Source organism: Winogradskyella sp. ECml5-4 (genome assembly GCF_036903175.1).
Classification (GTDB): Bacteria; Bacteroidota; Bacteroidia; order Flavobacteriales; family Flavobacteriaceae; genus Winogradskyella; species Winogradskyella damuponensis.
In genome coordinates this window covers 139,647-152,199 of record NZ_JAYJLF010000003.1, presented here as the reverse complement: position 1 = coordinate 152,199, position 12,553 = coordinate 139,647, and the positions used below count along the sequence as shown (strand labels likewise).

10 protein-coding genes are annotated in these 12,553 nt (G+C 32.9%); all 10 read left to right on the top strand.

What is annotated here, in order from left to right:
- Window positions 1-101: 101 nt before the first annotated feature.
- The 10 genes from VDP25_RS03930 (at window position 102) to VDP25_RS03885 (ending at window position 12,414) form a co-directional block, all read left to right on the top strand.
- Window positions 102-554, top strand: a complete 453-nt coding sequence (locus VDP25_RS03930; RefSeq protein WP_215925410.1) for a Fur family transcriptional regulator — start codon at window positions 102-104, stop codon at window positions 552-554.
- 12 nt (window positions 555-566) lie between these two features.
- Window positions 567-1,847, top strand: a complete 1,281-nt coding sequence (locus tag VDP25_RS03925) for an adenylosuccinate synthase (protein ID WP_215925411.1) — start codon at window positions 567-569, stop codon at window positions 1,845-1,847.
- A gap of 191 nt (window positions 1,848-2,038) precedes the next feature.
- The gene (locus VDP25_RS03920; protein ID WP_334467131.1) at window positions 2,039-3,835 is read left to right on the top strand and encodes an OstA-like protein; all 1,797 of its coding nucleotides are present in this window, start codon (window positions 2,039-2,041) and stop codon (window positions 3,833-3,835) included.
- Complete coding sequence (locus tag VDP25_RS03915; RefSeq protein ID WP_334467128.1) at window positions 3,836-5,011, top strand: aspartate aminotransferase family protein; 1,176 nt, start codon at window positions 3,836-3,838, stop codon at window positions 5,009-5,011.
- Window positions 5,012-5,172: 161 nt separating this feature from the next.
- Window positions 5,173-6,579: a tetratricopeptide repeat protein gene (locus tag VDP25_RS03910; protein ID WP_334467125.1), complete on the top strand. Its 1,407-nt coding sequence runs from the start codon at window positions 5,173-5,175 to the stop codon at window positions 6,577-6,579.
- A gap of 38 nt (window positions 6,580-6,617) precedes the next feature.
- On the top strand, window positions 6,618-7,586 hold the full coding sequence (locus tag VDP25_RS03905) for a DUF368 domain-containing protein (protein ID WP_334467122.1): 969 nt from the start codon (window positions 6,618-6,620) through the stop codon (window positions 7,584-7,586).
- A complete protein-coding gene (locus tag VDP25_RS03900; RefSeq protein ID WP_334467120.1) occupies window positions 7,586-8,605 on the top strand; it encodes a DUF368 domain-containing protein in 1,020 nt (339 codons plus the stop codon). The genes VDP25_RS03905 and VDP25_RS03900 overlap by 1 nt, the downstream gene beginning before the upstream one ends.
- Complete coding sequence (locus VDP25_RS03895) at window positions 8,574-9,335, top strand: shikimate dehydrogenase family protein (protein ID WP_334467118.1); 762 nt, start codon at window positions 8,574-8,576, stop codon at window positions 9,333-9,335. Before VDP25_RS03900 ends, VDP25_RS03895 begins: the two co-directional genes overlap by 32 nt.
- Before the next feature lie 90 nt (window positions 9,336-9,425).
- On the top strand, window positions 9,426-11,378 hold the full coding sequence (locus VDP25_RS03890; protein ID WP_334467116.1) for a DUF349 domain-containing protein: 1,953 nt from the start codon (window positions 9,426-9,428) through the stop codon (window positions 11,376-11,378).
- 160 nt (window positions 11,379-11,538) lie between these two features.
- Window positions 11,539-12,414, top strand: coding sequence for a T9SS type A sorting domain-containing protein (locus VDP25_RS03885; protein ID WP_334467114.1), 876 nt, complete (start codon window positions 11,539-11,541; stop codon window positions 12,412-12,414).
- Window positions 12,415-12,553 lie beyond the last annotated feature (139 nt).

The following is a 12,553-nucleotide window of genomic DNA, read 5'->3' as shown; positions in this document are numbered from 1 at the left end:
CTTTTAAAAAGTTATTAAAAACATGTTCATTTCTTTTCCTTTTAAATCCTAGTTTTTACAATTTATATCATTTAAAATTTGCTTAAATTTGCTCCTTAATTATGAATGCAACTACAGAAGAAAGCAACCAAGAAATTGTAAAACGCGTGTTTACACAATTCCTAGAAGATAAAGGTCACAGAAAAACACCTGAGCGTTACGCTATACTTCAAGAAATTTATGACAGCGAAGATCATTTTGACATAGAGTCTCTTTATATTAAAATGAAAAACAAAAACTACCGTGTAAGTAGAGCCACGCTTTATAATACGATTGAATTATTGTTAGAATGTGCTTTGGTTCGCAAACACCAATTTGGAAAAAGTCAAGCACATTACGAAAAATCCTATTTCGACAAAAATCACGATCATGTTATTCTTACAGACACAGGAGAGGTTATAGAATTCTGTGATCCACGCATTCAATCCATAAAAAAAACCATTGAAGAGGTTTTTGATATTCAGATAACTAATCATTCACTATATTTTTACGGTAATCGTAAAAAAGACGACTAACTCAATTTTAAAATGGCAGTAGATTTACTACTTGGATTACAATGGGGAGATGAAGGCAAAGGAAAAATTGTCGATGTATTTACCTCTAACTACGATATTATTGCACGCTTTCAAGGTGGGCCAAATGCAGGTCATACTTTGGTATTTAACGGCAAAAAACATGTATTGCACACAATTCCATCAGGTATTTTTCACGAGAACAAAGTGAATCTCGTCGGTAATGGTGTTGTTATCGATCCTGTTATTTTCAAGAAAGAACTAGATAAGTTAAAAGAACAAAACGTAGATTATAAAAAATCCCTTTGCATTTCTCGTAAAGCACATATTATTTTACCTACGCATCGTTTATTAGATGCCGCAAGTGAAGCTTCTAAAGGTAAAGCTAAAATAGGGTCTACATTAAAAGGTATTGGTCCAACATACATGGACAAAACTGGTAGAAATGGAATTAGAGTTGGAGATATTGAATTAGCCGATTGGAAAGACAAATACAGAGCTTTAGCAGACAAGCACGAAGCAATGATTGAATTTTACAACGTAGATATTCAATACAACCTAAAAGAATTAGAAGCCGATTTCTTTGAAGCTATCGAAACTTTAAAATCATTACAGTTTATTGACTCTGAAGAATACATTTATCAAGCACAACAATCTGGAAAATCGATATTAGCAGAAGGGGCTCAAGGCTCTTTATTAGATATTGATTTTGGAACGTATCCTTTTGTAACATCGTCTAATACCACTGCGGCAGGTGCTTGTACAGGTTTAGGGGTTGCACCAAACCAAATTGGAGAAGTCTTCGGAATTTTTAAAGCTTATACTACTCGTGTGGGTTCTGGACCATTTCCAACAGAATTATTTGATGAAGATGGCGCAACTATGGCCAAGGTTGGAAACGAATTTGGAGCTACTACAGGTCGCCCAAGACGTTGTGGTTGGTTAGATTTAGTCGCTTTACGTTATGCTTGTCAAGTTAACGGAGTTACACAATTAATAATGATGAAAGGAGATGTGCTTTCTGGTTTTAAAACCCTTAAAGTATGTACTGCTTATAAGTATAAAGGTGAAACCATTACGCATTTACCATATAACATTGAAGAAGAAAACATTACTCCTATTTATACAGAAGTAAAAGGTTGGGCTGCAGATTTAACAGGAATGACTGAAGCGTCACAACTACCTGAAAATTTAAATGGTTATGTTGAATTCTTAGAAAACGAATTAAATATTCCTATTACAATTGTATCTGTGGGTCCTGATCGTAAACAGACTATCATTCGTAAGAAGATATAATTAGACTTAAATAAAATATTGGTTTTTTTGTGAAATTTACGGTAAAGATATAGTGTCTTAACTTTAAACTATTTCTCAGAAAAACCAATATTTTTATCTACTATTAAGCTTGGTAAGCTATACATTTCTGTTAAAAAAAACGTTAACACATACTAAAGCAAATCTAATAAGTGTTATTTTGTAAAAAACATATGCCTTTGAAACGTTTTAAGAATTTATTATTTCTCATTTGCTTTTCCTTTGTATGCATTAGTTTTGCTCAAGAAAAACAACGTATTACCATTAAATACGCTGGTAATGCTTCAACCGCTCCAGAAGTTGAAGATGGCGCCATAGTCTTTCTTAGAGACAAATCACAACAAATCCACTTTATCCATGAAGGAGTAAATATGTGGTGCGACAAAGCTATTTATTATCAAGATCAAGATTTCATTGAAGCTTTTAGTAATGTTGTAATGAAACAAGGAGACTCTATTAATATGGTTGCCAAATATGTAGAGTATAGCGGAAAAACACAATTAGCTTTTGCAAGTGGAGATGTTGTTTTAACCGAACCACAATCAACACTAAAAACAGATACACTTTGGTTTAATAGAACCAGACAACAAGCTTATTACAATACAGGTGGAACGGTTGTAAGAGATTCTTCAGGAACCATTACAAGTCAAATTGGCCGTTACTACATGAATACGAGTAAATATCAATTTGTAAAAGATGTAGTACTTGTAAACCCACAATATACACTCAATACAGAGCGTCTCGATTTTTATACAGAAAATGGACACGCTTACCTTTTTGGACCATCAACTATTGTTGGAGAAACCAGTAAGGTCTATTGCGAACGTGGCTTTTACAACACCAACAACGATACTGGTCATTTTCAGCGTAATGCTAAAATCGATTATGAAAACAGAACCGTAGAAGGAGACAGCTTATATTTTGATAGAAACAAAAATTTTGCTTCAGCCACTAATAATATTACTGTAACAGACACTTTAAATAAAAGTATTGTAAAAGGCCATTATGCTGAAGTCTGGCGCGAAAAAGACTCTATGTATATTACCAAAAGAGCTCTAGCCATAACCGTTCAAGAAAAAGATTCTGTTTATATGCACGCAGACACCTTATTGGTTACAGGTAAAGAAGATCACAGAATCACAAGAGCTTTTTACAATGTGAAATTATACAAAAGCGACTTAGCAGGTAAATCAGACTCTATTCACGTAGATCACAAAACGGGATTGACACAAATGATAAATCTCAGCCGATTTAGCTCTACAGATGCATTTGCAATACAGCGCAAACCAGTACTCTGGAATATAGAAAATCAAATGACAGGAGACACTATTCATTTAATTTCTAACGTTAAAACGGAACAACTCGATTCGTTAAAAGTATTCAACAATGCTTTTTTAGTTAGTAAAGACACTATAAGCAAAGATGGCTTCAACCAAATAAAAGGACAACAACTAATTGGTTTATTTAAAGACAATGAACTATACAATGTTGATGTACTCAAAAATGCAGAAACCATTCGCTATTTACGGAATGACGACAATGAATTAATTGGTATTCAAAAGTCAAAATCTGGTAGTATTAATGTTAAAATTATTGACCAAGCTGTTGAGGAAGTACGCTTTATTAACCAAATTGATGGAGATATTTTTCCTGAGACAGATTTCCCTAAAAGCGCAAGACAATTAAGAGGTTTTGATTGGCGAGGCGAAGAGCGCCCACTCTCAGTTGAAGATTTATTTAAAGACGATCCTCCATTAGATTTGCCAATAATTAAAGGCTTAGAAGATTACGTTCCTGCCGAAGAATTTATTGATGACAACACCACCAAACGTGTTGAAGAAGCCGGAAAAGCAACACCAAAAAAAGACAACAAAGCAGCTCGGAATTTACCTAAAAAAACAACGACGGCTCCTTTAAAAGCAACGTTAAAAAAAGCAAAACCCTTACAATCAAAAAAAGAAAAAGACTAATTGAAAACAGACTTTTTTAAATACCAAGCCCAGACAACACCACATCCATTAGCCATGGAAATAAGCCATGCTAAAGGCTCTTATATTTATGATACCAACGCTAAAGCGTATCTAGATTTTGTTGCAGGTGTTTCTGCTTGTAGCCTAGGACATGCACACCCTAAAGTCATTGACGCTGTAAAAACGCAATTGGACAAATACCTTCATGTCATGGTATATGGTGAGTATATTCAAGCACCTGCTGTTGAATTATCTAAGCTCATCGCTGCACATTTGCCAAAACCATTAGAATCTACCTATTTAGTTAATTCTGGTACAGAAGCTATTGAAGGTAGCCTAAAATTAGCAAGACGTTATACACAGCGTTCAGAAATAATTGCTGCAAAAAATGCCTATCATGGCAACACATTAGGCTCATTAAGCTTAATGGATTACGAAGAACGTAAACACCCTTTTCTACCACTAATTCCAGACATAAAACATATTGAATTTAACTCAGAAAGCGATTTAATTCAAATTACAGAAAACACAGCTGCAGTTATTTTAGAAACCATTCAAGGAGGAGCAGGCTTTATTGAACCTACTAATAATTATTTAGCTAAAGTTCAAGAACGTTGCAATGCCGTTGGAGCTGTATTTATTCTTGACGAAATTCAACCAGGAATTGGCAGAACGGGAAAGCTATTTGGATTTGAAAACTACAACTGCCAACCAGATATTGTTGTTACAGGTAAAGGCTTAGGAGGCGGTTTACCCATTGGAGCTTTTACCGCCTCAACAGAAATGATGAGTACTTTAAGCGACAATCCTAAACTTGGACATATCACAACCTTTGGAGGCAATCCTGTAATTGCTGCTGCTGCTTTAGCTACTTTAAAAGAAATAACAACGTCTAATCTCATTGCTGAAACCTTAAAAAAAGAAGCATTAATAAGAAAACACCTTCAGCATAAACACATCAAAGAAATTAGAGGTCGTGGATTAATGTTAGCCGCTTTAACAGAAAGTGCAGACCTTACAAGTCAGGTTATTTTAGAAGCTCAAAACCAAGGATTAATCCTATTTTGGTTACTTTTTGAACCAAAAGCTATCCGAATTACACCTCCATTAACCATCTCAAATGATGAAATAATTGAAGGCTGTCGTATTATTACGTCAATATTAGACAGTATCTAAACATATCCTTCAATACACAAGTTACTAAATTACAGATTCTTAAGCCACAACAAATAAAGTGGGGTTTTAATGTTAACTACTTTGTTAAAAACATTCGCTCAAAAAGCAATGTAGACTAAAGGATAACTGTAATTTTATTTCGGTGAAATATTAATCCATATATGCAGTACAGTCACGAAGACGAAAATTTTCCACTTACTCGATTTGAATCGATGTTAAAGACCAATAATATATTGTTCTTTGATTCGGCCGAATTTGAGAACATTATTCATCATTATCTTGAAAATGGTAAAATTGCTTTGTCTAAACGTGCTATAAAATTAGGTTTAGAACAACACCCTACATCTATTAACCTCAGGTTATTTCAAGTAGAAATATTGGTTATTGAGAATAAGTTTGCAGAAGCCAATGAACTTCTCGATAAACTTCATAGTTTAGAACCCACTAACGAAGAGATTTTCATTCAAAAAGCAAATGTATTATCTAAGCAAGATGAGCATCAAAAAGCAATAAATACATTGCTTATTGCCATTGACATGTCTAACTCACCAGAAGATGATGCAGATTTGTACGCTTTGGTAGGTATGGAATATTTATTCCTAGATCAGTTTGATGATGCTATTATCTATTTTAAAAAATGTCTAGAAAGTGATGTTACAGATTATTCTGCACTTCATAATATAATTTACTGCTACGATTTTTTAAATAAAAATTCTGAAGCAATAGAATACCTGAATGAATTCCTAGATACTAATCCTTATTGTGAAGTTGCCTGGCATCAATTAGGCAGACAATATTTTGCTATTAAAGAATATGCCAAAGCAAGTGCAGCTTTTGATTTTGCAATTATTTCTGATGATACTTTTGTCGGAGCTTATATTGAAAAAGGTAAAGTTTTAGAAAAACTAAAAAAGTACGAAGAAGCGATTGAAAATTATAAAATCACTTTAGCTTTAGACGATCCTACTTCTTTTGCGCTTTTGAGAATTGGCTATTGTTATTCAAAACTTGGACAGAGTGATTTAGCTATTCAATTTTTCAAAAAAACGATTGATGAAGATGCTTTACTAGATAAAGGTTGGATTGCAATTACTAAATTTTACCTTAAACGTCACGATTACCAAAACGCACTTGATTACATAAAAAAAGCCGTTGCAATTGACGGAGACAATGTGTTATATTGGAAATTGTATGCCACAGTAAACAAACATTTAAATTTTCTTGAAGAAGCAGAACAAGGTTACAAACGCGCTTTAGAACTAGGAAATTACGAATTAGATACTTGGTTAAACAGAACAGATATCTTAATTGAACTTGGCGAGTACCAAGCTGCTATTTTCAATTTATTACAAACGACAGAATTCTATCCAGAAAGCCCTGAAGTTGAGTATCGTTTAGCAGGACTCTACTTTATGGTATATCAACCTGAAGAAGGCCGTTTCCATCTAAAAAACGCCACATGTCTTAATATTGACTATAGTTTTATTATTTCAGAATTATTTCCTCAACTCACAGACAGACCTTTAATTAAGGCTATAATTTCAGAAGCTAAAAAGACATCAAACTAAAAAAAATCTTACCTTAGCAGCTCTTATTTTACAAAAGAATGCAAAGACGATTTATAGATTATTTAGCCATCACTTTTAAAGGTATTGCTATGGGAGCTGCAGATGTTGTTCCAGGTGTTTCTGGAGGAACTATTGCTTTTATTTCTGGTATTTACGAAGAACTTATAGAAAGTATAGACAAAGTAAATCTAAATGTTTTTAAAGTTTGGAAACAAGATGGCTTTAAAACCGCTTGGAATTCTATTAACGGTAATTTTTTATTAGCTCTATTTTCAGGAATTGCTATTAGCATTTTATCCTTAGCAAAACTGATAAAATGGCTACTACACAATGAACCTATTTTACTTTGGTCTTTCTTTTTTGGACTTGTTTTAGCAAGTATTCTTTACATCGCTAAACAAATCAATGGTTGGTCGTTAAAATTAGTAATTGCAATTATTATTACTTCTATTTTATCATTTTACATTACACTAGCAGAACCGTTTGCTTCTCCAGACAGTCCATTCTATTTGTTGTTTTGTGGTTTTATTGCCATAATAGCTATGATATTACCTGGTGTTTCTGGTGCTTTTATTTTACTTATTCTTGGAGCTTACCAAACAGCAATAGATACAATTAACAATTTAAGAGATGGTTTACTTAATGGTAACATGGAACTTTTTAAAGATGCTCTTTTTAAATTTGTATTACTTGCCGTTGGTGCTGTCATTGGACTTAAAGTCTTTTCTAAAGCGCTAAACTGGATGTTTAAGCATCATAAAAACCTAACATTAGCCATCTTAACTGGTTTTATGATTGGGTCTTTAAACAAAATATGGCCTTGGAAAGAGGTTTTAAAAACACGCGTAAATTCTGAAGGAGAAGTAGTAACCTTACTAGACAAAAGTATTTTACCGTCTTCCTATAGTGGAGATAATGAGATAGTAATGGCTATTGTATTTATTATTATTGGTTTTGCTGCAATTCTTGTTTTAGAAACTTTAGGAAAACAAAAAAACAACGTGTAATGCAAAGCACAAGAGCCCTTAAAGATCGTATATTCCTGGTCATTAAAGGTTTGGCTATGGGAGCTGCAAACAAAGTTCCTGGTGTTTCTGGAGGAGTGGTTGCTTTTGTCGCCGGTTTTTACGAAGAGTTTATCTACTCACTACAACGTGTTAACAAAACAGCTTTTAGACTATTACTTAACGGAAGATTTAAAAGCTTTTATCGTTACATCAATGGTAAATTTTTAAGCCTATTATTCTTAGGTATGATAGTAAGCTATTTTAGCGTTTCTAAACTATTAGATTACCTCATTGTACATTACGAACTCTATGTTTGGAGTACTTTTTTTGGAATGATTCTAGGTTCCATTTACTACATAAGTAAAGATTTTAAAGAATGGAATAGAACCACTATTTTAGCGCTAACACTCGGCGCTATAGCAGGAATTAGCATTAGCTTCTTAGACCCTGCTAAAGAAAACGACAATCTCTTTTTTGTGTTTTTCTGTGGAATTATAAGCGTTTCCGGCATGACATTACCCGGATTTTCTGGGTCTTTTATTCTTATTTTATTAGGCAATTATGTATTGCTCTTAGTCGATTCTGTAAATGCACTTTACGATACTGTATTTGATATTTTTAGTGGTAATTTTGAATTTATACACAATGCCGTAAGAATACGAATGCTAAAAGTTTTAGCTGTTTTTACTTTGGGGTCTGTTGTTGGTCTAGTAACCTTTTCTCATATCCTAAACTATATTCTAAAACATTATAAAAACATTACTTTAGCAACTATAATGGGGTTTATAATTGGCTCACTTGGTGTGGTTTGGCCTTGGAAAGAAACGATTTACAAAACAAATCTTGAAGGTTCACTTATTTTGGATTCAACTGGAAAACAAATTATTGCCAATTACCAACGCTTTTTACCAGATTTGAATACGCAAACTTACATTGCAATTGCTTATATTGCCTTAGGAATCCTCATAGTTTTAGGATTAGAATGGTATGGACAACGCACAAGACAACTCAAAACTTAAATTCGGACTCGTAGGTAAAGACATCTCCTACTCCTTTTCTAGAAGTTATTTTAAAACCAAATTTGAAACTGAAAATTTACAGCACTCTTATGTAAATTTCGACTTACAATCTATAGATGAACTTTCAGAAGTTATAACAAGCACCTCAAATTTAAAAGGACTTAATGTAACTATTCCTTATAAAGAACAAGTAATACCTTTACTTGATAAACTTAATAAAAAAGCACAAGAAATTGGAGCTGTAAACACCATCAGGTTTACAAAAAACAAAAAACTAATAGGTTATAATACCGATTTTTACGGGTTTAAAAACTCTATACAACCACATTTAAAATCACATCATAAAAAGGCTTTAATTTTAGGCACTGGAGGCGCTTCTAAAGCCATTGCTTATGCGCTTAAAAAGCTAGACATTAAATTAAATTTTGTATCGCGTTCTCATAAAGAAGGGGTTCGTTTTTTATATTCAGATTTGACTAAAAAAATCATTTCAGAACATACTATTATAATTAATTGTACCCCAATTGGCACATTTCCAAATGTAGATAAATGTCCAGATATACCTTACGAAGCTTTATGTGAAAATCACATTTTATACGACCTTATCTACAATCCAGAAGAAACTAAGTTTTTAAACCAAGGACGTTTAAAAGGAGCTACAACTATTAATGGCTTAGAGATGTTACGATTACAGGCCGAAAAATCTTGGGAAATATGGAATAAGCCCTAAACGCTCAATAATATTAGTACAATCTGCAAATCCCTTTGTAATTCAGCTACTAGTTAGTATCTTTAACCTCCTATATAAAAAAATTGACACATGTCTGAGAATGATAACCTGCAAGAAGCAGATGGAAAAAAAGAAGTAGTATCTAACGAAACTACTCCAACACAAGAAACAACTTCTAACGTTGAAACTGAAATAACCTCAACTGACGAGGCTCTAGAAATTGAAACAAAAACGGATTCAACCAAAGACAATCACGTTGAAGAAATAGAAGCTTCAAATGCTGAAGATGCCGAAGACGAGTCTAATGCAGAACGTCATGAAGTTGAAGAAAAAGATTATCATGCCATGACTATGGATGAGCTGACAACCGAAATCAGCAGACTCCTAAAAAATCATAAAATTCAGACCATTTCAAAGCACGTTAATGAAATTAAAACTGAATTCAATGCTAAATTCAGTGAACTTTTAGACGAGAAAAAAGAAGAGTTTATTGCAGAAGGTGGTAATGAAATAGATTTCTATTATACCAACGACACCAAAAAACATTTCAATTCACTTTATAAGGAATACAAACAAAAAATAAATGCCTATTATAAGGAGCGTGAGCAAAACCTCAAGCAAAACTTAGACGATAGACTACAAATTATAGAAGACATAAAAGGCCTGCTTAGTGTTGAAGAAAACATGGGCACAACCTATAAGCACTTTAAAGAATTACAAGAAAAATGGCGTAATGCTGGCCCAATTCCTAGAGACAAATACAATAACGCTTGGAATACTTACCATCATCACGTAGAACGTTTCTATGACTTTCTACACCTCAATAATGATTTGAGAGATATGGACTTTAAACACAACTATGATCAAAAATTAAAAATCATAGAACGTGCTGAAGAATTAGCACAAGACGAAAACACCAATCGTTCATTTAGAGAATTACAAGTCTTACATAAATTATGGAAAGAAGAGCTTGGACCTGTTAGTAAAGAACACAGAGAAGCTATTTGGGAACGTTTCAGTAATGCAACAAAAGCCATACACGATAAGCGCCAAGCTTATTATGCTGATATGGATAAAGCCCACGAAAAAAATCTTGAACGCAAAGAAGAAATTATAGCACTAATAGTAAAAATTGCTGAAGACAAAGGTAATTCTCATAGTGCGTGGCAGAAAAAAATTAAAGATATTGAAGTTTTAAGAGATGCTTTTTTCAAAGCCGGAAAAGTACCACTAAAAGTAAACGAACAAACTTGGGCAAAGTTTAAAGATGCTGTAAGAACTTTTAATCGTGGTAAAAATAACTTCTACAAAGATTTAAAGAAAGATCAATACGATAACCTTAAAAAGAAAAAGGATTTAATTCAAATTGCAGAAGAGCATAAAGACAGTGACGACTTTAAAACGGTAACTCCATTGATGAAGAAAATTCAGAATGAATGGAAAAAAATAGGTCATGTTCCAAGAAAAGATAGCGATAAAATTTGGAAGCAGTTTAAAGGAGCTTGTAACCATTATTTTGACAGAATGCATGCAGAGCGTAAAGCACAAGACCAACACTTATATGATGCTTTCGACAAAAAAGTTAAGCTTCTAGATGCTTTAAAAACCTTAGAGCTTACAGATGATCCTAAAGCCGATATTGACGTTTTAAAAGCTAAAATTTCTGAATGGAAAGAAATTGGTCATGTACCACAAACCAAACGTTACATTGATGGTAAATTCTACAAAGCAATAGATGATGCCTTTGATAAGCTAAAAATGGATAAGTCTAAATTAGACATGATTAAGTTTGAAAGCAAGCTTGAAAATTTAGCTAATCCTGATGATACAAGATTACTTGACAATGAGTATAACTTTATCAAAAAGAGAATTGATGAGATAAAATCTGAAATTAATCAATTGGAAAATAATTTACAGTTTTTCTCTAATGTAAAATCAGATAATCCGTTAGTAAAAGATGTACACAAAAATATTGCTAACCATAAAAAAGAATTAGATACTTGGAAAGCCAAGCTGACTAAAGTTCGGGGGATGTATAATTAAAATCACAATTAACATAAACAGAGTGCTTCAACTTATGACCGTTGATTTTGTCATGAGCCAGAAGCTTTCGCTTTAATGCTAAAAGAAAAAGTAGTGCTATAATTTTTTTATAGCATAGTCCATTAAAAAGAAAAACTAAATATTAACACCAAAAAAATTTATGAGAAAACTATTACCCTTTTTACTATTATGCGTACCCACTGTAGTATTATCACAAGTTGCGTTAAATCAAGTTGATGACTTTGAAGACTACACAATGAGCAATTGGACAAAAAACAGTTCCATACCAAATGAAAACATTTACAACGGAGGACCTTTAGGTGACGAGGATAATTTTTTACGTGTCACTTCTAGTGGCTCTGGTTCAGACCTCGAATTAATGACTAAAAACAATGCACAGTGGCAGGGCAATTACTATCAAGGTAATCTTTCAAGTCGCGTAAAATATATATCAATGGATGTTAGAAACTCTGGTTCTAATGTTATTTTTTTGAGACTTTCTTTTCAAACTGATTATGGTCTTATTTATCGTTGTAGTACTACTAATGCTATAGCTGTTTTACCAAACGAAGGATGGAAACGAATTTCCTTTTCTATACTTGAAGAAAACATTACAGCACTGTCTGATACTTTTAATTATGCCGTTACTTTTGGGAGTGGAAGTCAAGGAGTTGAAGAAATGAGAATATTACACAATGCTGTTCCTTCGTGGGAATCAGAACCTATAGATGCCATATTAGATATTGATAATATTATGGCTGAAGATCAAACGTTAAGCACACCAACTTTTGAAATAAAGCCTGAATTAAAATTATTTCCTAACCCAACTAGTAATGCTATTACAATTACCAGTAATGAAAATGTAACAGAAGCTATTACATTTAACATTATAGATGTATTAGGCAGAATTGTTAAAAATGGGCAGTCTAAATTAAATCAGGAAATTAATATCCAAGATCTAAATTCTGGCAATTATATTATTGAGATAAAAAACACTAACGGAAACATCTTTAGAAAAAAGCTTATAAAAAATTAAGCTTCTTTATTTATATTGAGAATCCACATCAATAAATTAAAAAATAGGCTCATTAAAGCCATAACATATCAAAACCCATCTGTCTCTACAGATGGGTTTTGCCCTAACTAAACTAAATTAACCTTAATTATAACCGCTT

What these genes read in the sequence shown, in the direction of transcription:
- VDP25_RS03890 (WP_334467116.1), top strand. Translation starts at nt 9,426, where the DNA reads ATGTCTGAGAATGATAACCTGCAAGAAGCAGATGGAAAAAAAGAAGTA.
- VDP25_RS03905 (WP_334467122.1), top strand. Translation starts at nt 6,618, where the DNA reads ATGCAAAGACGATTTATAGATTATTTAGCCATCACTTTTAAAGGTATT.
- VDP25_RS03925 (WP_215925411.1), top strand. Translation starts at nt 567, where the DNA reads ATGGCAGTAGATTTACTACTTGGATTACAATGGGGAGATGAAGGCAAA.
- VDP25_RS03885 (WP_334467114.1), top strand. Translation starts at nt 11,539, where the DNA reads ATGAGAAAACTATTACCCTTTTTACTATTATGCGTACCCACTGTAGTA.
- VDP25_RS03920 (WP_334467131.1), top strand. Translation starts at nt 2,039, where the DNA reads ATGCCTTTGAAACGTTTTAAGAATTTATTATTTCTCATTTGCTTTTCC.
- VDP25_RS03900 (WP_334467120.1), top strand. Translation starts at nt 7,586, where the DNA reads ATGCAAAGCACAAGAGCCCTTAAAGATCGTATATTCCTGGTCATTAAA.
- VDP25_RS03895 (WP_334467118.1), top strand. Translation starts at nt 8,574, where the DNA reads ATGGACAACGCACAAGACAACTCAAAACTTAAATTCGGACTCGTAGGT.
- VDP25_RS03910 (WP_334467125.1), top strand. Translation starts at nt 5,173, where the DNA reads ATGCAGTACAGTCACGAAGACGAAAATTTTCCACTTACTCGATTTGAA.
- VDP25_RS03930 (WP_215925410.1), top strand. Translation starts at nt 102, where the DNA reads ATGAATGCAACTACAGAAGAAAGCAACCAAGAAATTGTAAAACGCGTG.